Origin of the sequence: Halorubrum lipolyticum DSM 21995 (assembly GCF_000337375.1) — an archaeon.
Taxonomy (GTDB): Archaea; Halobacteriota; Halobacteria; order Halobacteriales; family Haloferacaceae; genus Halorubrum; species Halorubrum lipolyticum.
Genome location: NZ_AOJG01000017.1, coordinates 1 through 23,855, shown reverse-complemented (window position 1 = coordinate 23,855; position 23,855 = coordinate 1). Strand labels below are relative to the sequence as shown.

Annotated in this window: 27 protein-coding genes; 16 read left to right on the top strand and 11 right to left on the bottom strand. The window is 69.5% G+C overall.

Features of this window, described 5'->3' with window-relative positions:
- Positions 1-118 precede the first annotated feature (118 nt).
- From C469_RS06655 to C469_RS06630, 7 genes are all read left to right on the top strand, one after another.
- A complete protein-coding gene (locus C469_RS06655; protein WP_008004986.1) occupies positions 119-1,189 on the top strand; it encodes an NAD(P)/FAD-dependent oxidoreductase in 1,071 nt (356 codons plus the stop codon).
- Positions 1,190-1,211: 22 nt separating this feature from the next.
- On the top strand, positions 1,212-1,364 hold the full coding sequence (locus tag C469_RS17020) for a hypothetical protein (RefSeq protein ID WP_160163061.1): 153 nt from the start codon (positions 1,212-1,214) through the stop codon (positions 1,362-1,364).
- Positions 1,354-2,805 (top strand): multicopper oxidase family protein, encoded by a 1,452-nt coding sequence (locus C469_RS06650; protein WP_049911102.1) that lies wholly within the window; start codon positions 1,354-1,356, stop codon positions 2,803-2,805. The genes C469_RS17020 and C469_RS06650 overlap by 11 nt, the downstream gene beginning before the upstream one ends.
- A 229-nt stretch (positions 2,806-3,034) precedes the next feature.
- A complete protein-coding gene (locus tag C469_RS06645; RefSeq protein WP_008004982.1) occupies positions 3,035-3,493 on the top strand; it encodes a hypothetical protein in 459 nt (152 codons plus the stop codon).
- A gap of 58 nt (positions 3,494-3,551) precedes the next feature.
- Positions 3,552-3,902 (top strand): SHOCT domain-containing protein, encoded by a 351-nt coding sequence (locus C469_RS06640; protein ID WP_049911101.1) that lies wholly within the window; start codon positions 3,552-3,554, stop codon positions 3,900-3,902.
- 92 nt (positions 3,903-3,994) lie between these two features.
- A complete protein-coding gene (locus C469_RS06635; RefSeq protein WP_008004980.1) occupies positions 3,995-4,411 on the top strand; it encodes a DUF302 domain-containing protein in 417 nt (138 codons plus the stop codon).
- Positions 4,412-4,417: 6 nt separating this feature from the next.
- Positions 4,418-4,798: an SHOCT domain-containing protein gene (locus tag C469_RS06630; protein ID WP_008004979.1), complete on the top strand. Its 381-nt coding sequence runs from the start codon at positions 4,418-4,420 to the stop codon at positions 4,796-4,798.
- 3 nt (positions 4,799-4,801) lie between these two features.
- Here the strand turns inward: C469_RS06630 and C469_RS06625 are convergent, their stop codons facing one another.
- From C469_RS06625 to C469_RS17015, 4 genes are all read right to left on the bottom strand, one after another.
- Positions 4,802-5,269, bottom strand: a complete 468-nt coding sequence (locus tag C469_RS06625; protein WP_008004978.1) for a pyridoxamine 5'-phosphate oxidase family protein — start codon at positions 5,267-5,269, stop codon at positions 4,802-4,804.
- Between the two features lie 150 nt (positions 5,270-5,419).
- On the bottom strand, positions 5,420-5,575 hold the full coding sequence (locus C469_RS17150) for a DUF7560 family zinc ribbon protein (RefSeq protein ID WP_008004977.1): 156 nt from the start codon (positions 5,573-5,575) through the stop codon (positions 5,420-5,422).
- Between the two features lie 113 nt (positions 5,576-5,688).
- A complete protein-coding gene (locus C469_RS06620; RefSeq protein ID WP_008004976.1) occupies positions 5,689-6,324 on the bottom strand; it encodes a helix-turn-helix domain-containing protein in 636 nt (211 codons plus the stop codon).
- A gap of 122 nt (positions 6,325-6,446) precedes the next feature.
- Positions 6,447-6,620 (bottom strand): hypothetical protein, encoded by a 174-nt coding sequence (locus C469_RS17015; RefSeq protein ID WP_160163060.1) that lies wholly within the window; start codon positions 6,618-6,620, stop codon positions 6,447-6,449.
- On the opposite strand from C469_RS17015, the gene C469_RS06615 reads away from it, so the two are divergent.
- The 5 genes from C469_RS06615 (at position 6,619) to C469_RS06595 (ending at position 13,399) form a co-directional block, all read left to right on the top strand.
- The gene (locus C469_RS06615) at positions 6,619-7,008 is read left to right on the top strand and encodes a winged helix-turn-helix domain-containing protein (protein WP_008004975.1); all 390 of its coding nucleotides are present in this window, start codon (positions 6,619-6,621) and stop codon (positions 7,006-7,008) included. The genes C469_RS17015 and C469_RS06615 overlap by 2 nt on opposite strands.
- A gap of 146 nt (positions 7,009-7,154) precedes the next feature.
- Positions 7,155-8,909, top strand: a complete 1,755-nt coding sequence (locus C469_RS06610) for a PAS domain S-box protein (protein ID WP_008004974.1) — start codon at positions 7,155-7,157, stop codon at positions 8,907-8,909.
- Between the two features lie 238 nt (positions 8,910-9,147).
- A complete protein-coding gene (locus C469_RS06605; protein WP_008004973.1) occupies positions 9,148-11,262 on the top strand; it encodes an acetate--CoA ligase family protein in 2,115 nt (704 codons plus the stop codon).
- Positions 11,259-12,320, top strand: a complete 1,062-nt coding sequence (locus C469_RS06600) for a phosphotransacetylase family protein (protein WP_008004972.1) — start codon at positions 11,259-11,261, stop codon at positions 12,318-12,320. Before C469_RS06605 ends, C469_RS06600 begins: the two co-directional genes overlap by 4 nt.
- Before the next feature lie 101 nt (positions 12,321-12,421).
- Complete coding sequence (locus C469_RS06595; protein WP_008004971.1) at positions 12,422-13,399, top strand: DUF7139 domain-containing protein; 978 nt, start codon at positions 12,422-12,424, stop codon at positions 13,397-13,399.
- A gap of 46 nt (positions 13,400-13,445) precedes the next feature.
- Here C469_RS06595 and C469_RS06590 read toward each other — a convergent pair whose 3' ends face one another.
- A complete protein-coding gene (locus C469_RS06590; protein WP_008004970.1) occupies positions 13,446-14,555 on the bottom strand; it encodes a DUF373 family protein in 1,110 nt (369 codons plus the stop codon).
- 85 nt (positions 14,556-14,640) lie between these two features.
- Positions 14,641-15,348, bottom strand: a complete 708-nt coding sequence (locus tag C469_RS06585; RefSeq protein ID WP_008004969.1) for a DUF6517 family protein — start codon at positions 15,346-15,348, stop codon at positions 14,641-14,643.
- Between the two features lie 153 nt (positions 15,349-15,501).
- Between C469_RS06585 and C469_RS06580 the strand changes: the two genes are divergently transcribed.
- The 4 genes from C469_RS06580 to C469_RS06565 all read left to right on the top strand — a co-directional run bounded on the left by C469_RS06580 (position 15,502) and on the right by C469_RS06565 (position 18,839).
- A complete protein-coding gene (locus C469_RS06580; protein ID WP_008004967.1) occupies positions 15,502-16,500 on the top strand; it encodes a radical SAM protein in 999 nt (332 codons plus the stop codon).
- Positions 16,501-16,645: 145 nt separating this feature from the next.
- Positions 16,646-16,942 (top strand): DUF7130 family rubredoxin-like protein, encoded by a 297-nt coding sequence (locus tag C469_RS06575; protein WP_008004965.1) that lies wholly within the window; start codon positions 16,646-16,648, stop codon positions 16,940-16,942.
- 239 nt (positions 16,943-17,181) lie between these two features.
- A complete protein-coding gene (locus tag C469_RS06570) occupies positions 17,182-18,240 on the top strand; it encodes an alanine dehydrogenase (RefSeq protein ID WP_008004963.1) in 1,059 nt (352 codons plus the stop codon).
- A gap of 83 nt (positions 18,241-18,323) precedes the next feature.
- On the top strand, positions 18,324-18,839 hold the full coding sequence (locus tag C469_RS06565; RefSeq protein WP_008004961.1) for a dihydrofolate reductase: 516 nt from the start codon (positions 18,324-18,326) through the stop codon (positions 18,837-18,839).
- A gap of 21 nt (positions 18,840-18,860) precedes the next feature.
- Here the strand turns inward: C469_RS06565 and C469_RS06560 are convergent, their stop codons facing one another.
- The 5 genes from C469_RS06560 to samp2 all read right to left on the bottom strand — a co-directional run bounded on the left by C469_RS06560 (position 18,861) and on the right by samp2 (position 23,744).
- Positions 18,861-21,383: a methyl-accepting chemotaxis protein gene (locus tag C469_RS06560; RefSeq protein WP_008004959.1), complete on the bottom strand. Its 2,523-nt coding sequence runs from the start codon at positions 21,381-21,383 to the stop codon at positions 18,861-18,863.
- 130 nt (positions 21,384-21,513) lie between these two features.
- Positions 21,514-22,311, bottom strand: a complete 798-nt coding sequence (locus C469_RS06555) for a 23S rRNA (uridine(2552)-2'-O)-methyltransferase (RefSeq protein ID WP_008004957.1) — start codon at positions 22,309-22,311, stop codon at positions 21,514-21,516.
- Positions 22,312-22,442: 131 nt separating this feature from the next.
- The gene (locus tag C469_RS06550; RefSeq protein ID WP_008004956.1) at positions 22,443-22,850 is read right to left on the bottom strand and encodes a hypothetical protein; all 408 of its coding nucleotides are present in this window, start codon (positions 22,848-22,850) and stop codon (positions 22,443-22,445) included.
- A gap of 79 nt (positions 22,851-22,929) precedes the next feature.
- A complete protein-coding gene (locus C469_RS06545; protein WP_008004954.1) occupies positions 22,930-23,529 on the bottom strand; it encodes a GNAT family N-acetyltransferase in 600 nt (199 codons plus the stop codon).
- Positions 23,526-23,744, bottom strand: coding sequence for a ubiquitin-like small modifier protein SAMP2 (gene samp2 / locus C469_RS06540; RefSeq protein WP_008004952.1), 219 nt, complete (start codon positions 23,742-23,744; stop codon positions 23,526-23,528). Before samp2 ends, C469_RS06545 begins: the two co-directional genes overlap by 4 nt.
- Positions 23,745-23,855: the final 111 nt, after the last annotated feature.

Genomic DNA, 23,855 nt, shown 5'->3' with positions numbered 1-23,855 from the left:
TCCGCTCCCGTGTGATGAGTGACCGTCCGCTCTCGTGTGATAAGTGACCGTCCGCCGGTCGTGCAGCGGAGACGCAACGGTCGCAACCTACATACTTCGCGACGGCGAACTGGCACGTATGACCGACAACACCGTCGAACACCGTCGACTGATCATCGCCGGCACCGGAATCGCCGGACTCTCCGCGGCCATCTACGCCGCGCGGTCGAACAACGACCCCCTGCTCATCGAGGGCGACGAGCCGGGCGGCCAGCTCACGCTCACCACCGACGTGGAGAACTACCCCGGCTTCCCCGAGGGGATCTCCGGGCCGGAGCTGATCAACAACATGAAAGAGCAGGCGACGAAGTTCGGCGCCGAGACCCGCAACGGGGTCATCGTGGACGTCACCAAAGAGCCCGCGGGCCACTTCCGCGTCGAGCTCTCCGACGGCGACGTCTACACCGCCGACGGCTTCATCGCCGCCTCGGGCGCCAGCGCCCGCACCCTCGGCGTCCCCGGCGAGGACGAGCTGATGGGGTACGGGCTCTCGACGTGCGCGACCTGCGACGGCGCGTTCTTCCGCGACGAGGACATGCTCGTCGTCGGCGGCGGCGACGCGGCCATGGAGGAGGCGAACTTCCTGACGAAGTTCGCGGACACCGTCTACATCGCGCACCGCCGCGAGGAGTTCCGCGCCGAGGACGTGTGGATCGACCGCACGATGGAGAAGGTCGAGGACGGCGAGATCGAGCTCCTCCTCAACACCGAGCTCACCGAGATCCACGGCACGCCCGAGGACGGCGTCGACCACGTGACGCTCGTCGAGCACCCGGACGGCCACCCGAAGGAGAAGTTCGACGACCCCGCCACCGCGGACGAGGTGAGGGAGTACGACTTCGACGTGGGCGCGGTCTTCTTCGCGATCGGCCACACGCCGAACACGGACTTCCTGGAGGGGACCGGCGTCGAATTCGACGACGACGGCTACCTGATCACCGAGGGCGGCCGCGGCGGGAACCAGACCGCGACCGGCGTCGAGGGGCTGTTCGGCGCCGGCGACGTGGTCGACTTCCACTACCAACAGGCGGCCACCGCCGGCGGGATGGGCGTGAAGGCCGCGCTCGACGTCGACGAGTACCTCACCGAGCGCGAGCGCGCCGGCGAGCTGTACGAAGGCGAGGTCGACGCCGCGGCCGCGGACGACTGAACGGCGGCTGAACGACGGGCACATGTTTATACAACCGACCGGAGGCGAAGCCGCCGAGCGCTACCCGCAGAGCGAGCCGACCGTCGGAAACGGGAGTACGTCCGCGCTGCGACACCGCCGCCGGCACCGAGGCGACTTCGACGGCGGACTGGAGGTGACTGACGATGTCGCCTAGGTCACAGCGCCCGGTCTCCCGTCGCAGACTCCTGCAGCTGACGGGGGCGACCGGCCTCGGCGCGCTCGCGGGCTGCGCCGGCCGGCTACCGGGCACCGGCGCTGGCGGGGGTCGTGAAGTGGCCCCCCGTCCGACGGTGACGGCCGATCCGGATACGACCGTCAGCCTCACCGCGGCGTCCGGGACCGTTCGACCGGCCCCCGAGACGTCGGCGACCAACTGGCTGTACGAGGGACAGTTCCCGGGTCCGGAGCTACGCGTTCGGGAGGGCGACGTGCTCAGCGTCGAACTGACGAACGACCTGCAAGCGGAGACGACGGTTCACTGGCACGGCGTTCCGGTCGCGAATCCGGTCGACGGAGTGCCGAACGTAACGCAAGAGCCGATCGCTCCCGGCGAGACGTTCACGTACAAGTTCCGTGCCGAACCCGCCGGAACGTACTTTTATCACAGTCACGCCGGCCTCCAGCTCGACCGCGGGTTGCTCGGACCGCTGATCGTCGAAGAGCGTGACCCGCACGTCGAGTACGACCGCGAGTACGTCGTCGTCGTCGACGATTACCTCCCCGGGGATCCGAGTCTCCCTTCGGACGGGGGGGTTGTCGGCGGTGGCGGAATGAGGGGCGGTGGCGGCATGGGCGGACGAGGCGGGATGATGAGTGACGTTCGGCCGCCGTACGCGGGGCTCCTAATCAACGGCCGACTCCCTGAGAGCCCCCGGCGGTTCGACGTAACGGAGGGCGAGCGGATTCGCTTCCGGTTCGTGAACGCCGCCAGCGCGACGCTTTTCGGTGTCCGGATCGCCGGCCACGAGATGACGGTGACCCACGCCGACGGGCGCCCCGTCGACCCCGTCGACGTGGAATCCTTCGTCTTCGGTGCCGGCGAGCGCTACGACGTCGTGGTCGAGGCGACGAACCCGGGCACGTGGGCCGTGCAGGCCGACGCGCTCGACGGGAACGAACCACCGGCCAGGGCCGTCATCGAGTACGAGGCAGCGGGCGGGGGAGCCCCGCAGCGCCCGGCGGCGGCCGGTACCCGACTGCAGTACGGGGAGTTGCGATCGGTCTCCTCGCTCGACGGGACGAGTGGCGATCCGGATCGAACGTTCGATCTGACGCTCTCCCCCGGGAGAGGCCAGTCCTACACGTGGACGATCGACGGGCAGGCCTACCCGAACGCGGACCCGCTCCAGATTCGATCCGGGGAACACGTCCGGATCCGGATGACCAACCAGAGCCCGGTCGTTCACCCGATGCACCTTCACGGCCACTTCTTCCGAGTCGGCGACGCGATCAAGGACACGGTTCTCGTCCCCGGACACCGGGGGCAGGTGACGATCGACTTCCACGCCGACAACCCCGGTCGGTGGTTGTTCCACTGTCACAACCTGTACCATCTCGACGCGGGGATGGCTCGCGTCGTGAGATACGTCGAGTGAAACGGGCGTTCGAGCGTTTCGGACGGTTCACACCGTCGTTCGCGCGGTATCGGCTACCTCTCGGGAGACCCATCGCATCCGAATCCGGCGAATTCGGGCCGGATGAACGATCTTCGTCCTGAGAAACGCTTAAATCAATCTATAAACGGTCTCGGACGCTCTCCTGTTTGGATTCACACCCATCAAGATAACCCCGGGAGGGTCGTACGAGCAACCGAGGAGAAACACGATGACAAACTTCAAACTCGGCGGCTGGCTGCTCGTGGCGCTCGCGCTCGCCGGACTCGCGTTCGCCGCCCCCGCGGTCAGCGCACACGGTAATGTGACGAGCGGCGACAGCGTCTCGGCCGCTGACGGCGTCCCGCCGTCTGACGCGACCGCCGACGACTGGGCGGTCTGGATGGAAGCGCAGATGACCGAGCACATGGGTCCCGACGGCGTCGAGTGGATGGAGTCGAACGCGGGCGTGACCGTCGACGAGATGGCCCGCAACATGGCTGACGACGACGACCGCAGCGGGACGCGTGGGCAGAGTAGTACGTACGGACACGGCGAGGGGTACGGACAGAGTGGTACGTACGGACACGGCGGGGGGTACGGACAGAGTGGTACGTACGGACACGGCGGGGGGTACGGACAGAGTGGTACGTACGGACACGGCGGGGGGTACGGGCAAGGCCACTGCTGACCGCGCTGACCGAGTCGAATCGTTCCGAACGAACACCACGACTTCCCAACGCGAGACAATGACACGACTCACCGCACACGCCGGACGCACTGCCCGTCGACTCGCCGCATTCGCAGTTCCGCTGCTGGTCGCGACGACCGGAACGGCCGCCGCCCACGGTGGCGGGAGCTACGGTGGCGGCATGATGGATGGCTGGGGACTCTTCGGTGGGGCGATGGGCCTCTGGGGACTCCTCTGGATGGGGCTCCTCATCGCGGTTCCGATCTACCTCCTCGATGCGCTCCTCAACCGCGGGTCCGCCAGGAGCGATGAACAGCCCCTGTCGGTTCTCCGCGAGCGCTATGCCCGCGGCGAGCTCTCGGACGACGAATTCGATCGGCGGCGAAAGCGGTTCGAACGGTCCGAATGATCGGATCAGTCGCGGTTCCAGCCGATGCGCACCCCCGACGCCCGGCGGTGAGGCACCCAACCGTTAACCCCGTTGATGGGGTATAGTAGTTCATGGAGTATACAAGACAGACTGCCGTAACCGGTGGATTCGACGACGTCGTCGACGCGACGACCGCCGCACTCAAAGACGAGGGGTTCGGTGTCCTCAGCGACATCGATATCCGGGCGACGCTCAGAGAGAAACTCGGCGAGGAGTTCCGTCAGTACCGGATCCTCGGTGCGTGTAACCCGCCGCTGGCGTTCGACGGGTTGACCGAGGAGATCGAACTGGGCGCGCTCTTACCGTGCAACGTCATCGTTTACGAGAGTGATGACGGCGATATCGTGGTGAGTGCGGTCGACCCGGATCAGTTGCTTGGCATCGCCGACAACGACGCGCTGGACCCCATCGCGACCGAGGTCTCCGAGCGGTTCGATCGGGTGTTGGCGGCCGTTACGGACGAGTTCGATCCCGCGTCGGAGGCCTGATCTACGATGTCTTCGTCGGATCGACTAGACACGACGACGGTACTGCTCCTGATCCTCGGGGCGGTCATCCTCCTCCCCTTGCTCACGATGGGTATGGGATTCGGCGGGATGATGGGATACGGGGGAGCGACGGGATACGGAGGGATGATGGGTCAGTACGGCACTACGGGTGGGTGGTGGCCGCTCGTCGGGATGCTCGTTCCGCTCGTCTCCCTCCTCGTGCTCATCGGCGGTGGCTATCTGCTCGTCCGGCGCGCGAGCGAGACGCAGACGCCTCACAATCCCGCGATGGAGGAGCTCCGGCTGGCGTACGCCCGCGGCGATCTCACTGACGAAGAGTTCGAAACCCGACGTGAGAAGCTGGAAGACGGGTCGAGAGAGCGGTGACCCCTACTCCTCGTCGCGGTCGACGACGACCGTCCGGCCGGTGAGTCGCTCGGGCTCGAACCGGTACAGCTCGATGTCGAGCTCCGCTTTCCCGTCGGCCCAGATCTCGAACAGGGGCCGTTGGGTCTCGCCGTACTGCGCGATCGTCTCGGGCGTGAGCTCGTCGAGGTCGACCCGGTAGAGGGTGCCGACGCCGACGACGCTCGCGTACTCCTCGCGGTCCCCCTCGCCGCCCTCCTCGTACACCACGATCCGGGCCTGCGGGTCGGACGCGAGGAACTCCCGCTTCTCGCTGTCGGGCGTCGACACGAGCCGGAGGAAGGCGTTCCGCGACTCCTCGTCGAACCCGTACGAGATCGGAATCGCGTACGGGGTCTCGTCTCGCGCGAGGGACAACACGCCGGTCTCGTGTCGAGACAGGAGCGCGTCGACCTCCGCGTCGGACATCTCGACCTCGCTTCTCGTCGCCATACGATCCCTCTCTGCGTACGAGGGGATAAAGGACACGAGACCGGGTGAGGGGGCGGCGACGCCGTCGGTACCGAGGGGCGCCGTCAGTATCGGGGGACGCCGCCGAGGACTGGACGCGTGAGCGCGAAAGGGCGAACGAGACGCCGACCGCTACGCGGTCTGCAGGTCCGCGATATCGCTCTCGGTGACGGGCGCGCCGCAGACGACACAGCCCGTCTCGAGCAGCGTCGCCCGCATCGCGCCGTCCACCTCGATCGACCGGCGACACTCCTGACAGACGAAGGTGTGCGTCTGTGAACTCGTCATGGCTCCGAGTACGACACCAACCCACATGAAGAATGGATCGGATTCCTGATCGACAGGAATCCGACAGGTCGGGAGTCCGAGCTCCGACGGGACGAGCGACGAGGCCCGTCCGATCAGTCGAGCAGCGTCGAGAGCAGCTTCCGCTGTGCGGCCGCCATGTGCTCCGAGAACGTCGACCGGTCGATGCCGAGCGACTCGGCGACCTCGCCGGCGTTTGCCCCCTTCGGGTGGTCGAAGTACCCGGCGTCGTAGGCGGCGGTGAGCACCTCGCGCTGGCGCTCCGTCAGCTCGCTCCGGTCGACGGTGACCAGGTCCGACTCCTCGGGCGTCGACGACGACTGGAGCAGTCGCAGCACCTGCATGTCGGGACAGGACTCCCGGAACTCGTCGAGCACGGAACGGAGCGTCGGCAGGTCGGTCGCGTGGAAGGTGACGACCAGCCGCCCGTCGCGGATCGTGGTCTCCGAGATGGGGACGCCGTGGCGGTCGAGCACCGAGAACGGCGACGCCTCGACGCAGGGCGCCTCGAACCGGTAGGCGGCCTTGGCGCCGTAGTCGAACACGACCTCGACTCCCTTCGGGACCGGGAGGTCCGCGTCGGCGATGAACTCGAGGACGACCGTCTCCGGGTCGTCGTTCGACGCGCTGCGCGCGACGCTGTAGATCGGCGTCGACCCGTCGACCACGCCGTCGAACGGGGAGGGCGCCGCCGTCGGGAGCGAGACCTCCGCTCTGATTCCGGATCCCATCTGCGTCCGTTCGTGTCCGCCGCCGGGCAAAACGTTGACGCCGTCCGCTCGCCGGCGTCGTCGCTCGTCAATCTCGCACGTCGGCCCTCCCTCGCACGCCGGCCCTCGCCCTCGCACGTCAATCACCCGCCGCCCCCGCCGCCTCCCGCCGCCTCCCGCCGTCCCCCGCCGTCCCCCGCCGCCCCCGTCGTCCCCTGCCGTCCCCCGCCGTCCCCCGCCGATCCGCTCGCGCTTATAAAACACCCCGCATATGCAGGGACGGTGTTGGGGAGGGCGGAGGCGGTACCTACATCCATGAAGCGAAACGCGCTGCAGGCGACCGGACCGACGACCGTGACGGAAGGCGACGAGACGCTCGACGACACGTTCGACGCACTCGCGGACCCCGACTGCCGCGCGATCCTCGGGGCGGCCGACACGGCGATGACGACGAGCGAGCTGGCCGACGCGTGCGACATCGCGCTCTCGACCGCCTACCGAAAGGTCGAACGGCTCAGCGAGACTCCCTTGCTGGTCGAGGGAGTCCGCTTCGACCCCGACGGCGACCACGCGGCGGAGTACACGCGTGGCGCGACCGACGCCGCCATCGAGCTCGGCGACGACGGCGTCACGCTGACCGTCGACGACTCGGCGAGCGACCCGGTGAGCGCCGCGTTCGACACCACCAGCGTCTCGGCCGACTGAGCGCGCGTCTCGGTCGACTGACCGCGGTGACCGCCTAATTGCGATAACCACCTGACTGCGGCGACCGCCCGATCGCGACTCCGAGAGATTTCTCGCGTGATAATCGGGCGGTCAGTCTTATCAATCGGCTCGCGAAGCGGTTCCGTATGGCCGAGTCGCCGGATCCCGAAGTCCTTCTGGATCTCGCGGGAGACAAGATCGCGGTCCTCGACGACGACGGGATCTTCCGGCACCTCAACGCGGCCGTCACCGACCTGCTCGGGTTTCGATCGGACGAGCTCGTCGGGACGGACGCCTTCGCGCTCCTTCACCCCGAGGACGAGGCGCGGCTCCGAGAGACCTTCGCGCGGATCGCCTCCGGCGAGCCGGTGCCCGACGAATCGCTCGAGTATCGGTACCGCACGGCAGACGGCGGCTGGGTGTGGCTCCGAACGACGCTGCACCCGCCCGCGAAGACGGGGATCGACGGATACGTGTTGACTTCGCGGGACATCACGGCCGAGGTCGAGTCCCGGCGCCGACTGGAGACGATCGCGTCGGTGTCCGCCGACGTGTTCTGGATGTTCTCTTCCGAGTGGGACGAGCTGCTGTTCGTCAACGACGCCGTCGAAGCGGTCTTCGGCGTGTCGGCTGACGCGCTCGAACGGCGACCCGAGGTCTTTCTCGACGCGATCCACCCCGACGACCGCTCGTACGTCGAGCGGGCGATGAACCGGCTCTCGAACGGCGAGTCGACGCTGATCGACTACCGGCTGGGGTCCGCCGACGGCGTCACGAAGTGGGTCCGCGTGCCCGGTGAGCCCGTGATAGAGAACGGCGAGGTCGTCGCGGTCGCCGGGTTCGCTCGCGATGTCACCGAGGAGTACCGCCGCGAGCGGCAGCTCGCCGTGATGGACAACCTCCTGCGACACACGATCCGCAACGACATGAATATCGTCGACGGGACCGCGGAGCGTATCGCCGACGCCGTCGACGCGGCGGACGCGTTCGATCCGGAAGCGCGGGGGGATGACGCGGCTCCCGGAGGCGATCAGATCGACCCCCTCGCGCTCGCCGAACTCGGCGCGGACGTACGGGAGCACGCGGAGACGATCCGCCGGATCGCCTCCGACCTGCTGACGACAGCGGAGAAGCAGCGCGGCGTGATCGACCTGCTGCGACAGCGCGGGTCGCCCCGAGCGGTCGAGGTCGCGCCGGTGGTCGAAGAGGCGCTCGGGATGGTCGTCGACGACTGCGACGAGCCGCTCGACGTCAGCTACCGCGAGCCGGTCGACGACCGGAGTACGAAGACAGCCGAACCGGCGGGCGAGACGGAGAGCGCGGAGTGGGCGGCGGGCGGAGAGACGACCGACGAGAATGCGAACGGCGGCGGATCGCCGCCCCCGCGGGTGTCGGTCGCGTACCCGCCGAACGCGAGGGCGTTCACGCATCCGGAGCTCGACTACGCGATCGCCGAGCTGGTCGAGAACGCCCTCGAACACGCGGAATCGACGCCGCGAGTTCGGATCGACGTGCGCGCGACAGACGAGGCGATCGAGGTGTCGATCCGCGACAACTGCCCGCCGATCCCGGTCGAGGAGCGGTACGTCATCACCGACCGGTGGGAGATGGACGACCTCCGCCACACCGGGGGGATGGGCCTGTGGCTCGTCTACTGGGTCGCGAACCGGTCGGGCGGCGACCTCACCTTCGACACCCACGCCGACGGGAACGTCGTGACGCTCACGGTCCCGAACGCGAAGACCGACCCGAGCGATGACGGCTCCCGGGAGGCGAGTCTCTCGAACCGGCCGAAGACGGGCGGAGTCGGGGGAGCCGACGCGCGGATGCGAACGGACGGCGCCGCTCCCGCGGAACCGGAGCGGCGCGAGGACGGAGACGAGACGGAGGGAACGGATTAGCGACGAGGCGCGCGAGGGCGAGTCGACCAAAGACGAAGCGCGCGAGGGGAAAGACGAGGGAGCGACCGAGCGACGATCGGGCGATCGGCCGAAGCGGCGGAATTCGGGACCGATCGGGGGATCGCCCTGCCGGTCCTCGAGCGAGTGGGGTGTCGATCCGATCGGTTGTTCATTAATATTCAGGGTATGAGAACGCTCCCGTCGATCTTAAACCGTCGGTGCGTATAGTTACGTACCGATGGGTACGCTCAACGAGATGTTCGACCCGGACCGGGTCGCCGTCGTCGGCGCGACCTCCCGAGAGGGAGCTGTCGGTCGCGCCGTCACGTCGAATCTGCTCGACGACTTCGACGGCGACACCGTTCCCGTCAACCCGAACTACGACGAGGTGCTCGGGACGCCCTGCGTCGACGAGGTGTCCGACGCGGACGCCGACGTCGCCGTGGTCGTCGTGCCGCCGTCGATCGTGCTGGACGCGATCGAGGCGTGCGGCGAGGCCGGCGTCCGGAACGTCGTCGTGATCACCGCCGGGTTCGGCGAGACGGGAGAGGACGGGGCTGCGAGGGAGCGGCGCCTCGCGGAGATAGCCGACGAGTACGACCTCAACCTCGTCGGCCCCAACAGCCTGGGGATCATGTCGACGCCCTCGGGCATGAACGCGACGTTCGGTCCGGAGAACGCGCTCCCGGGCGGGCTCTCCTTCATGAGCCAGTCCGGCGCGTTCGTCACCGCGGTCCTCGACTGGGCCAACGACAACGGGATCGGCTTCAAGGACGTGGTCTCGCTGGGGAACAAGGCCGTCCTCGACGAGACCGACTTCGTCGACCACTGGGGCGCAGACGAGGAGACCGACGTGATCATCGGCTACCTCGAGGGGATCGAGGACGGCCGCGAGTTCATCGAGGCCGCCCGCGAGACGACGCAGGACACCCCGATCGTCGCCGTGAAGTCGGGGCGAACCAGCGCCGGCGCGCAGGCCGCCTCCTCGCATACCGGCACCCTCGCCGGCTCCGACAAGGCGTACGAGGCCGGCCTCGATCAGGCGGGCGTCATCCGCGCTGAGTCGGTCGACGAACTGTTCGACTCGGCGGGCATCCTCGGCAGCCAGCCGCTCCCCGACACGGATAGCGTCGCGATCGTCACCAACGCCGGCGGCCCCGGCGTGATGGCGACCGACGCGGTCGGCGACGCCGACCTCGACATGGCGTCGTTCACCGCGGAGACGAGCGACGCGCTCCGCGAGTCGATGCCCGACGAGGCGAACATCCACAACCCGGTCGACGTGATCGGCGACGCCGACGTGGAGCGGTTCCGCGAGGCGCTGGAGATCACCGTCGCCGACGACAACGTCGGGGCCGCCCTCGTGCTGGCCGCGCCGACGGCGACGATCGACTTCGCGGACCTCGCGGACGCCATCGAGGCGGTCAGCGAGGAGATGGACGCGCCCGTCGCCGCCTGCCTGATGGGCGGCGACCGGACCCGCGAGCCGAAACAGCAGCTGCAGGCGAAGGGGATCCCCTGCTACTTCGACCCCGCCCGCGGGATCGACAGCCTCGCGACGCTCGCGCGGTACCGCGACATCAAGGCTCGCGAGTACGCCGACCCGATGTCGTTCGACGTCGACCGCGAGCGCGCCGCCGAGATACTCGGCACGGTGCGCGACCGCGACGACAACCGCCTCGGCGTCGAGGCGATGGAGCTGCTCGAGGCGTACGGCATTCCCACGCCCGCCGGCGAGATCGTCGACAGCCCCGGAGACGCGAGCGAGGTGGCCGCCGGGATCGACGGCGACGTGGTCATGAAGATCGTCTCGCCGGACATCCTCCACAAGTCCGACATCGGCGGCGTCGCCGTCGGCGTCTCGGACGCGGACGTGGTCGACACCTACGAGGACCTCATCACCCGCGCGCGCAACTACCAGCCGGACGCGACCGTGCTCGGCGTGCAGGTGCAGGAGATGGTCGATCTGGACGACGGCGTCGAGACGATCGTCGGCATGAACCGCGACCCGCAGTTCGGCCCGCTCCTGATGTTCGGGCTCGGCGGGATCTTCGTGGAGGTGATGGAGGACACCACCTTCCGCGTCGCGCCCGTCTCCGAGCCGGAGGCCCGCGAGATGACCGAGGAGATCCAGTCGGCGCCGCTGCTGCGCGGCGCCCGCGGCCGCGACCCGGTCGACGTCGACGCCGTGATCGAGACGATCGGCCGACTCTCGCAGCTGGTCACCGACTTCCCGGCCATCCTCGAGCTCGACATCAACCCGCTCGTCGCACTGCCCGACGCCGACGGCGGCACGAACGCCGCCGCCGTCGACGTGAGACTTACGGTTGACCCGGAGAAACTCGACTCATGACAGACACACCCACGACACTCGTCACCGCGACCGGAGAAGGCGCCGGAAAGACAGCGATCACCGTCGCGCTCGCGCGACTCGCCGCCGACCGCGACCGCAGCGTCGGCTACATGAAGCCGAAGGGGACGCGGCTCCAGTCGAACGTCGGCAAGACGCTCGATCAGGACCCCATGCTCGCCCGCGAGGTACTCGGTCTCGACGCGGAGATGCACCAGATGGAGCCCGTCGTCTACTCGCCGACGTTCGTCGAGGGCGCGATCCGCGGCACCGAGGACGCCGGCGCGCTGAGCGATCGGATCCGCGAGGAGTACGAGGAGCTCGCGGCCGACCGCGACCAGATGTTCATCGAGGGCGGCGGCAGCTGGACGACGGGCGGCGTCGTCGACCTGACCGACGTGGACGTGGCCGAGTTGCTCGGCGCGCGGGTGGTGCTCGTCGCGGGGTACGAGTCGCCGAACGACCTCGACGACGTGCTCGCGGCCGCCGACGCGTTCGGCGACCGGCTCGCTGGGGTCGTGTTCAACAAGGTCTCCGACGACGCGTTCGAGTCGCTCGACCAGGACGGGATCCCGTTCCTCGAGTCGAAGGGGATCACGGTGTTCGGCGCCATCCCCACCGAGAAGGAGCTGGCCGGCGTCACCGTCGGCGAGCTCGCCGACGAGATCGGCGCGGAGCTGCTCACCGACGCCCCGACCGACGGCTTCGTCGAGCGCTTCCTCGTCGGCGCGATGGGGGGCGACGAGGCGCTCCGCTACTTCCGGCGGGCCCGCGACGCCGCCGTCATCACCGGCGGCGACCGCGCCGACGTCCAGACCGCGGCGCTCGAGGCCTCCGGCGTCGCCTGCCTCGTCCTCACCGGCGGCCACCGCCCCTCCGGCGCCGTGCTCGGCAAGGCGGCCGACGCCGGCAAGCCCGTCCTCGCGGTGAACACCGACACAGTCACCACGATCGACCGGGCCGAGGGCGTCGTCCGCGGGGGGCGCACCCGCGACGCGCGCACCGTCGAGCGGATGGCGGAGCTGCTCGGCGCCCACGTCGATGTCGACGCGCTGATCTGAGAGGGGAAGCCGGGCGACCGGTCGGGCCCGTCTTCGTCCCCTCCCCCACCGCGGGCGAACGTCTGACATACTGTTTTCAGGGAGGACGACGTAGGGCGCGTATGACCAGTCTCTCGGAGGCGTACGGCGGGCGGGGACGCTCCGAGGTCGACCCGCGTCGGCTGTACCTCGGCGTGGGCTCGTTCGTCGCCGGAACGCTGCTGCTCGTCGCCGGGCTCTTCGTCGCCGCGGAGGTCGTCCTCCCGAGCGGCTACAGCTCCGCCGAGGCGCGGCGGCTCGGCGGCGTGCTCGGCGGCGTGGGCGTCCCCCTGGTGTTTCTCGGCGTGATGACCGTGCTCCCGGCGGACCGCAACACCCGCGTCGCCGCGATCGTCGGGGCCGCCGTGATGTGTCTCGGCGTCGCGCTGTTCGCGTACGCCTACCCGTACCACTGGGTCGGCGGCCCGCGCCCGGAGCTCACTGACCTCACGCTGCCGACCGCGGGGCTGTACTTCGTCGGCGCGGCGACGACGCTGTGGAGCGTGTTCGTTGCGGTCGCCAACTTCAAGACCCGGAACGACCCCGGCGGCACCGTCACGATGGAGGTGACTCACAAGGGGGAGACGAAGGTGATCGAGGTCGACCGCGCCGAGCTCAACCGGGGCGGCGGCGTCGGGCTCCTCGGAGGCACCCCCGACGGCGAGGTCGAGACGCAGACGAACAGACAGCGGGGGAGCGGCTCCGGGTCGCAGTCGACCGGATCGTCGAACGCGACGGGCTCCGGCGGCGGCATGGAGGCCCCCCGAACGGGCACCACGGGCGCCACGGGCGTGAGCGACGGCGGGGCGACCGCGACCGACATCCGGTCCCCGCTCGACGGGACGGGCGACGGGGACGGCTCCGACGCCCCGGCCGGACCGGGCGGCCCGGTCACTCCCGGCGTCTCGCCCGCCGCGCGCGACGGCCCGGGGGACACCTACTGCGGGAACTGCGCGCAGTTCGATTACGTCCGGACTGAGCAGGGGATGGAGCCGTACTGCGCCCATCACGACGAGCTGATGGACGACATGGACGCCTGCGAGGAGTGGACGCCGCGGTAGCGGGTCGGGAGGCGATCGACGGGGGACGAGCGTCGTTGTCGTCTTTTCACGTCGGATCCGCAGACGGGAGCTGCGACTCCGCGACCGCGAACGCGAGCGTGCTCAACACCGCCGTGAGCGTCCCGGCCGCGAGCGCCATCGCGAGGTCGGAGAGCTCGAGGGAGGTCACACCCGGCGCGGCCGGGAGGAAGAACCCGGAGACCGCGTACAACACGACGGCGATCGAGAGCACGTAAAACGGCGCGTTGAGGTACCGCCATCGGAACCGACCCGCGAGGTACTCGTCGGTGATCTGGCCGAGGCTGGAGGTGACCCCGGCGACCGCGAGCCACTGGACGAACCCGTGGACGAACGCCGCGAGCGCGACGCCGGCGGTGATGCCCGCCCCGCGGACGCCGCGGACGACCTCGACGGTTTCCATCCCCTGGACCCCGCCCACGACGATCAGCGCGAGCGCGACGACGTAGGTGACGAGCGTCACCCGCCCGGTGTAGAGCACGTTGCGAACCGACGCGGCCGCGCCGTCGACCGTGTCTTCGAGGCCGAGCCCGCGGAACAGCGAGTAGAGCCCGAGGATCCCGGAGAGGATCCCGAGGACGGCCGCGCCGGCGATATTGAACAGGTTGGCGACGACGACGAGCGGGTAGATCAGGAGGAGCACGCCGAGCGGCACCAGGATCGTGCCGCGGGTCTCGGGGTCCGCGAGCACCTGCTTGATCGTGTAGTAGAGCGATTCGAGGTCCTGCGCCTGTCGGACGACGACGCGGCGCATCCCGTCGATCGGCATCCGCGAGCGGATCACCGGGAGGACCGACTCGTCCTGTGCGCCGTCGGTGATGACGACGGCCGAGACCTCCTCGCCGGTCGACAGCTCGGCGAGCACGCGGTCGACCTCTTGACCCACCGCGCGGTTCGCCCGCACGTCGGAGCCGTCGACGCCGGTGACCGCCGCCACCTCGACCGACTCGCCGCCGGCGGCCAGTTCGTCGTAGACGTTGACGCCCTGAAAGAGCACGTTCACGTCGGAGTCCTCCGGGTCGGCGGTCGCGAGCGCGACCGCGGCCTCGGTGACCTCGTCGGCGCCGATGACGGGCGTGGGAATCCCCGTCTTCCGGCCGAGGTCGTCGTCGAGGTCGACGCAGAGGACGAGCAGCATCGTGCGGGGCTACGCGAGGGGCCGGCATATGTTTTCGGCTCTGTGCAGCGGGCCACGAATTCGCGGACCGCAGCGTCGTTGTCCGTTAGTCCTCGTCGTTCTGTTCGTGTTCGATCCCGTTCAACATCCGGCGGACGTTCTCCCCGTCCCCGAACGCCTCCGGATACGCGGCCAGCGGGATGACGTAGTCGTCGCCGGCCTCGACCGCCTCGGAGACGTGGAACTCGAGAGCGACGCTCACACCGGTGCCACCGATCTCCCCTTCGGCCGTATACACCGTCACCGATGCGTCGGTGCCGAGGACATCGGTCGTGTACTCCGAGCTGCGTTCGAGGTCGCTGACTCCCTCGTAACGGTCCACGATCAGCTGCGCGCGTTCCTCGTCGTCGAGCTCCCCGACGGGATTGAGCGCCTGCCCGAGCACCTCGACGCGCGGGGTCGTCAACACGGCGAACACCGCTGCCTGATACCGCTCGCCGAAGAGTTCGACGGCCTTGTCGTACTCGGCGATCGTGCTCGTCACCCGCACTTCGCGGGTCGAACCGGCGACGTCGAACTCGCGAGTCTGCGTGTTCTCGGTGAGCTCGTTGAGTTCGTACCCGCTTTCGTCGAGCGCCGCGTCCGCGACCGTCGCGGTGCCGGCGGCGAACTCCGCGGGGCCCCCCGTAGCGACGTCGAGCGCGGTACAGCCGGCGAGCCCGGCGAGCGCGACCCCGCCGCCGGCGGCGAGCGCGCGGCGGCGGGTGAACGCGTCGGTGTCGGCCGTCTCGTCGACAGTCGGCTCTCTGGTCATACCCGTCGTCACACGGGCGGAGGTACATACTTTGTGTTTATTTCGGGAAATAGAAACGATATGGAACTCCGTGGAACACCGCCGTGTCAACGAATCCCCCGGAAACGCGTGGTTCGGACGCTTTTTGAGGCCGCAGCCGGTAGAGGGGGACAGATGATCTCCAAGGGCTGTGAACAGTGCGCCAAGGGCGGGAAGATGGTGCTGTTCGTCTACGGCTACTGCGACCAGCGAGACTGCTTCTACTGCCCTCTCGGAGAGAACCGGAAGAACGTCACCGACGTGTACGCCAACGAGCGGAAGGTCGAGTCCGACGAGGACGTGATCGCGGAGGCCAAGCGCATGAGCGCGCTCGGCACCTCGATCACCGGCGGCGAGCCGCAGGAGGCGATGGCGAAGACGTGCCGGTACCTCGAGCTGCTGAAAGACGAGTTCGGCGAGGACCACCACACGCACCTCTACACCGGGATCACGGGCGGTCGCGAGAACATGCGCCGCCTGTCGGAGGCCGGCCTCGACGAGATCCGCTTCCACCCGCCGCTCGAGATGTGGGGCGACATGCACGGCACCGAGTGGGAGGAGATCCTCCACATCGCCCGCGAGGAGGGGCTCACGCCCGCCTTCGAGATTCCCGGCATCCGCGCGGAGCCGGAGTTCCTGGACTTTTTGGACGAGGGCGCCGCCGAGTTCTGTAACATCAACGAGTTCGAGATGTCCGACGGCAACTACCGGCGGATGCAGGAGGAGGGCTTCGAGCTGCAGGAGGGCCACATGTCCGCCGTCGAGGGGTCGAAGGACGACGCGATCGTCTCCGAGATGGCGAGCCACGAGAAGGTGTACTTCTGTACGTCCGTGTTCAAGGACGCCGCCCAACACCGGAACCGCCTCAAGCGGATGGCGAGGAACATCCGGCGCGAGTTCGACGAGGTGACCGACGACGGCACGCTCGTCTACGGGAAGGCGTTCGCCGACGCCGACCGCTTCGAGGCGCTCGGCGTGCCCGAGGAGTTCTACACCGTCAAGTCGGACCACGTCGAGGTCGCGTGGTGGCTCCTCGAGGAGATGGTCGAGGACGGCGATTTGGCGGAGGGCGAAATCGTCGAGCAGTACCCGACCGTGAACGGCACGGTCGTCGAGCGCACGCCGGTGGCCTGAGTCCGCGTTTCATCCCGTTTAAATTGGGTTTTCCAGTTTCGTCGAGTATCGGTGCTACCGGTGTGTCTCGCCGACACGACGTCCGCGACGACGCGTCGTGCTATCTCCTACCACACTTATGAGGGATCGGGTCGTACAATCGCGCATGGCCTCCGAAGAACCCGTATTCGCCGATGTGAGCATCGGACAACCGGTGTACGACGAGGACGGTGACCAGATCGGGACGGTCCGCGGGGTCGACGACGACGGCTTCTACGTCTCGTCGCCGTCTGGGACGGAGCCGCTGACGCTCACGGACGCCCGCGACGTGTTCGGCACCGCCTACGTGATGTGGCGTTGCTGGGAGTGCGGCGAGATGGGCGAGATCGGCAAAGAGCTCCCGGCGAACTGTCCGAACTGCGACGCGCCGCGCGAGGAGTTGTACTACTGGGCCGAGGACTGATTCCGAGCGTGAGGGCCGGCGTGTGGGACCCGGATGAACGGTGTGGCGTCGTTGAATCCTCTGCGTGAACGCGGAGCGTCTCTCCGTCGTCGGATCCGCCCCGCGGGCCACACCGCGGGTGTCCTCCTTGAACCGTGATAACTCACGTCGCTCGTGCACCCGAAGTCGACTCCACGGTCTCCCCGACGCCCGCCGTCGATTCAACAGGCTTGAAGTACCCCACCGGCAAAGCTTGCGACATGCAGACGCTGCTTTTGAACGCCGACGACGTCGACGAGAACGCCCGCATGGACCGCGTCATCGACGCGGTTCGGGGCGCCTTCACCGCCTACGAGCGCGGGAACGCCAAGATGCCCGCGAAATCGTACATCGACCTCCCGGAGTACAACGGCGACTTCCGCTCGATGCCCGCCTACCTCGACGTGCGCACGGAGGACACCGCCGAGGACGCCGGGTGGGACGCCGCCGGGATCAAGTGGGTGAACGTCCACACCGACAACCCCGCCGACCACGACCTCCCGACCGTGATGGGGACGATGATCTACTCCGACCCCGAGACGGCGTTCCCGCTGGCGGTCCTCGACGGCACGACGCTCACGATGAAACGCACCGGCGCGGCCGCCGCGGTCGCCACTGACGAGCTGGCGGTCCCGGACGCGACCTCGCTCGGGATCGTCGGTGCCGGCGTCCAGTCGTACACCCAACTCGAGGCGATCGCTGAGGTCCGCGATATCGAGGAGGTCGTGGTCAGCGACCTCGACGAGGAGCGCGTCGCCGACTTCGTCGCGGCGTTCGAGGACCGGTTCGACGTGCGGGCGGGCTCGATATCGGAGGCCGGCCACTGCGACGTGCTCTCGACGGTGACCCCCGTCGAGGAGCCGATCGTCGGCCTCGACGACGTGGGCGATCACACCCACATCAACGCGATGGGCGCGGACGCCGAGGGGAAACACGAGCTCGCCGACGACCTCCTCTTGGACGCGACGATCGTCATCGACGACCGCGAGCAGTGCACCCACTCCGGCGAGATCAACGTCCCCTACGCCGCGGGCACGCTGACCGACGAGGACATCTACGGCGAGATCGGCGAGATCGTCGTCGGTAACCGCCCGGGACGCACCGGTGCCGGATTCGGGAGCGGTGCAGGAGGGGCCGACGACGCCGGCGTCGACGGCGTCACCGTCTTCGACTCCACCGGCCTCGCGATCCAGGACGTGGCGACCGCCCGCGTCGTCTACGAGCAGGCCGACGACAACGACAACGGCTACCCGTTCGACCTCCTCGGGCTCGGGGAGTAGCGCGGCTGTTCTCGTCGCTCCGCCTCTCGTCGTCCCCGCCTCACGCCCGACCGCTTTTTGTCGCCCGCGCTCGTACGATCCCCGTGCAACTCGTCAGCGTCGCGGCGGTCGCGGAGAACCGAGCGATCGGCAGGGACGGCGAGGTGCCGTGGCCCCATATCGAGGCCGACGTCCGACAGTACCGGGAGCGCGTCGCGGGCTCGCCCGTCATCCTGGGCCGCCGTACTTTCGACTCGATGCGCGACGACCTCCCCGGCTCCCGCCAGATCGTGGTGAGCCGGAGCGCCGACTCGGTCGACGTTCCGACCGCGGTCGTCGCCGACGGCGTCGAGTCGGCGATCGCACGCGCCGAGGAGATCGCCGGCGGAGGCAATACCGCCGGCAGCGACGGCGACCTCGTCTACGTCCTCGGCGGCGGAACGATCTACGAGCTGTTCCAGCCGCACCTCGATCGGATGGTGCTCAGTCACGTGGCGGGGAGCTACGACGGCGACACGTTCTACCCGGCGTGGGACACGAACGAGTGGACCGTTGCCGCCGAGACCGCGTTCGACCGGTTCACGCTCCGCGAGTGGGTCCGGCGGGGCAGCGCGGCCTGAACGCGTTCGGTTCGCTCCCGTCTACCGGGCGTCAGATCCCGCTTCCGTCCCCTCGGCGTACGACCGGAGCTGGAGCTCCGCGCTTTCCGTCAGCCTGTCGAGCGCCTCCGCGACCCCGTACTCCCGCGCCTCGACGGAGGCCTCGGCGACCAGCGTCCGGACGGTGTCGAACGGACCGATCCGGGCACCGGTCGTGGCCGGCGACTCCTCGGCGTCCAGCAGCTGGTCCATCGCCGTCCGGTAGCCGGGGTTCTCGTCGAACCAGCCGTCTCGCGCCAGTCGGTCGACGGCCCCCTCGTGGACCGGAAAGTATCCCGTCTCCCGGTGCCACCGCGCCTGCTGTTCCGGCGCGGCGAGCCACCCGAGGAACGCGGCGGCCGCCCGCTGCTGCGCGGTCGACGCCCGGTCGGCGACCCACAGCGAGCCGCCCCCCACGACGACCCCGTGACGCTCGTCGGCCACCGGGAAGTACCCCGTTCCGACCGGGAACGACGCGCCCTCGCGAACGCCCACCATCGCCGAGGTCGACCCGATCAGCATTCCGGCGCGCCCCTCGTGGAACGCCTCCCGCGCCTGCCCGCGGGCCTCGATACCGGGGTCGTGATAGAGGCCGTCGGCCGCCATGTCGGCGATCCACTCGTACACCCGCTCGCCGGCCTCGGCGTCGAAGTACGCCTCGGTCGGCGCTCCCGCCCGCCCGTTCTCGGCGTCGACGAGCGGCTGGCCCGCCTCGGCGAACCACTGCTCGACGAACCACGAGTAGTTCGCGAACGTGATCCCGGTCTCGACGCCGCCGCGCTCGACCAGCCGCTCGGCGCAGTGCCGCACCTCGGCGAACGTCGCCGGCGGGTCGTCCGGGTTCAGCCCGGCGCGCTCGAAGGCCGCCCGGTCGTAGTAGAGCACCGGCGTCGAGGCGTTGAAGGGGAGCGAGTGGAGCCGCCCGTCGGTCCGGTAGTAGTTCGCGACCGGGTCGAGGAGGTCGTCGGGGGAGAGCTGCGTCTCCGCGAGCAGGTCCTCCACCGGGGCGAACGCCCCGCTGTCGAGCGCGCGCTCGGTGCCGATCTCGTAGAGGTGCGCGATCGCCGGGGGCTCGCCCCGCTCGGCCGCCGCGAGGGTGGCGTCGAACACGCCCCGGTAGCTCCCCTTCGAGGAGGGCCGAATCGAGACGCCCTCGGTCGCCGCCTCGAACTCGTCGACGAACTCGTCGAGCAGCCGCGCCTTGCGCCCCCCGAGCGCGTGCCAGAACTCGACGACCGTGTCGTCGCCGCCCGCGGCGCTCCCGGCGAGGTCGTAGGCGTCGAGCCGGTCGTCGAGCGCCCCGGTTCGGTCGTTCAGCGTCGACGCGCCGGCGGCCACCTCCGTCAGCGACGTCTTCTGCGTGTGGGCGATCGTCGTCACCTCGGCCGCGTCCTCGGCGGTGTCGTCCGCGAGGCCCCCGACCGACTCGACCATGTCGACCGCCTCCTCGATCGCGGCCGCCTGGTCGTCGGTCGCGTCGCTAATCTCTTCGACGCCGCTCGTGGTCTCCTCGATGTCGTCGGTCAGGTCAGTGAACGCCTCGAGGGCGTTCTCGGCGGTGTCTATCCCCTCGCCGACCCGATCGCGCATGTCCGTAATCTCCGCGACGGTCGCGTCGGTCTCGTCGCGCACCGAGCCGATCGACGACTCGATCTCGGCGGTCGCGTCGCGGGACTCCTCGGCGAGGCTCTTGACCTCCTCGGCGACGACCTCGAACCCGGCGCCGGCCTCGCCCGCCCGCGCGGCCTCGATGGAGGCGTTCAGCGCGAGGATGTTCGTCTCGTCGGCGATGTCGCGGATGAGGTCGGTGACGTCCTCGATCGCCGCGACCTCAGCCTCCAGCTCCTCGACGCGGTCGAGCGCCGTCTCGGTCCGCTCGTCGACCACCTGGAGCTCCTCGATCGCCGACGCGGCGGCGTCGTTCCCCTCGTCGGCGCGCTCGGCGACGTTCCCGGCGGTCGTCGCCACCTCCTCCGCCGACGCCGCGACCTCCTCCGTCGCGGCCGAGACGCTCTGGAGCTCTCGGGTCGCCTCCGCGATGTCGTCGCGCTGGCGGGTCGCGGCCGTCTCGATCCCGTCGACCGCCTCGTACACGTCGTCGCTCTGCGCCTTCGCTCGCGCCACGTTCGACCGCACGTGCTCGGAGGCCCCCGCGACCTCGTCGCCGAACCCCTCCGTCGCGGACAGCGTCTCGGCGACCCCCTCGACGAACGCGTTGAGATCCCTCGCGAGCGCGGCGGCGTCCCCGCTCGCCGCCGCCTCCGGGAAGCGCGCTCCGAGGTCGCCGTCGGCGAGGCGCGCCGCGACCTCGCTGAACGCCTCGATCGGCGCGTCGTCGCTCGGGGTTCGCGTCGATTGCCCGTTCGCGGCCCGCGCCGCCTCCCCGTTCGCGGCCCGCGCCGCCTCCGGGTTCGATCCACGGCCGTTCGATCCGTGACCGTCCGATCCGCGACCGTTCGACCGCGCTCCGTTCTCTCGGTACGTCTCCGCTTCGTCCGATCGGTCTCCCGTGCCGTTGCGATCCATTTGCCGCCCGTTTCGGGCGGGGGTATATAACCGCTCGACGCGAATTATCTCGTGTAATAACGGCTCCGGAAGTCGCCCTCCACTCGCGGTCAATTCGTCGCCGCGGCCGCTGTCTACTCGTCGCCGCTGTCTACTCGTCGCCGCGGTCGCTCTCGCCGCCGCCGACGCGCGTCGCGAACCCGAACCGCGGCTTGGCGTCGTCGACCTCGACGGTCACCGTCTCGCCCACGTCGGCGTCGGAGACGAAGATCGAGTACCCCTCGACGTACGCGATCCCGTCGCCCTCGTCGCCGCGCTCCTCGACGGTCACCTCGATCCGGTCACCGGCCGCGACGGGGGCGGTGTTCAGTCCCTTGGCGACGAGGTACACCTCCGAGGAGGAGTCGCGGGAGGCCGGCGGCGAGACGGTCCGGAGGTACTCGAACTCCGCGCGAACGTCCTCGCGGAAGGCGTCGAGGTCCTCGCCCTGGAACACCTTCACGACGAAGTCGCCGCCGGGCGCGAGCAGCTCCTCGGCCACGTCGAACGCCTGCCGCGCGAGGTGGACCGACCGGGCGTGGTCGAGCGCGTACTCGCCGGTCATGTTCGGCGCCATGTCGGAGATAACCACGTCCGCGCCGCGCTCGCCGACCGCCTCGCGCAGGTAGTGGCGGGTGCGCTCCTCGGTCATGTCGCCGCGGAGCGTCTGCACGTCGTGCTCCTCGAGGTCGTCGATACGCTGGAGGTCGACGCCGATGACGGTCCCCGACTCGCCCACCTCCTCGGCGGCGACCTGCAGCCAGCCGCCGGGCGCGGCGCCGAGGTCGACGACGGTGTCGCCGCGCTCGAAGAGGTCCGCCTCCTCGTCGAGCTGTTTCAGCTTGTAGGAGGCGCGGCTCCGGTACCCCTGCTGTTTCGACCGGTTGTAGTAGTCGTCTTTTCCACTCATGTGTCTCTCACCGCGGCTCGGGGGTGAATGTCTGTCGAAATCGCGAGCGAATCGGCGTTCATACCCGGACTGACGGGGTCGCTCCGGAAATGGACATCGGTGAGCGGCCCGCCGACGGACGACTGCTCCGGCTACTCGTCCGACCGTCGCACCCACGCCGCCGCCCGTTCGAGACGCGACGCGACCGCGGCGCGCAGTCGCCACCTCTCGGTCTCGTCGGACGCGTCGGACTCGGCGTCGGCCGCGTCGTCGGCCTCAGACCGGGCCGCGACGATCGTCTCGTAGTTGTCGATCAGCTGCTGCCGCTGTCGCTCCTTCGACTCGACGATCTGTTCGAGCGCCTCGACCTCCGCCTCGAGCGCTTCCACCTCGGCCGTGAGCGCGGCGACGCGGACGCGGTGGTGACAGCCGGGATAGCGCTCGCTCTTCGGCCGGGTGCCCGCGGACGCGGTCGACCGAAGCCAGGGACCGTCGACCGAGTCTACCGCCCCGCCGTCGGTACCATCGAGAGTGTCGTGAGAGCCGGTTGTAGAGGACATCGACAGGGAAGTATGTGTACGCGTACCACATGGAAAAAGCTCAGTCAGCCGCGAGTCGGACGCGCCGCTTGCGTCGGGGTCACGGCGACTCCCCTCCCGTCGCTCTGTCCGCCGCTCTCCGCCCCCACAGACGGTCTGCGTCGCCCTCCGCGACGCGGTCAGCGCCGGAGTCGGAGGCACCGGAGTCGGAGGCGCCGGGGTCGGGAGCGCCGGCGTCGGTGGCGCCGGGGTCGAGAGCGTCCTCGTATCGGGCCGGTCGGACCGAGAACCCGAGGCCCGCGTAGAGGGCTCGCAGGTCGGCGTCGAACCCCGCGGTGACGGCCGTGGACTCGGCGTCGCGCTCGGCGCGTCGCACCGCCGCGGCGACGAGCGCGGAGCCGATCCCGCGACCGCGACGCGACCGCCGGACGGCGAGGGCGTCGACGTGGAGTCGGTCCGGCTCGGGCCGCGTCGCGACCAGCGCGCCGACGACCGCGCCCGTCCGTGTAAACCGGGCGACGAGGGCGTCGCCGGCGTCGATCGCGGCGTCGACGACTTCGGGGTCCGTCTCCAGCATCGCGGCGTCGAGCACGCGGAGCGCGTCGAGCCGGTCGTCGGGCGTCGCGGGCTCGATCGCGACTCCGTCGGGCGGGTCGCGGTCGAGCTCGGTCGAGTCGCCGGCGTCGCGCTCCCCGCTCACGCGCCGTCGTCCGTCGACCCGCCTTTTATAAGCCGAAGCAGCTTCACCGATCCGGCGTCGACGACGCGGTCACCAGGGACCGGCGAGCCGTCGACGAGCGCCGACGCCTCCTGCGGGTGGTAGCCCGCCTCGCGGATGAGGTCGGCGTAGGTGGCGTCGTCGGGGAGGTCGTACTCGTCCGTCCCCTCGCCGACGACCTCGACGGTGACGTTCATCGGTCCGGAGCCTCGCTGCGGGCGCTCACGGCGGTTACCCGTCCAGCTCCTCGCGGAGCAGCCCGTTCACCTCGCCGGGGTCGGCGCTGCCGCCGGTCTCCTGCATCACCT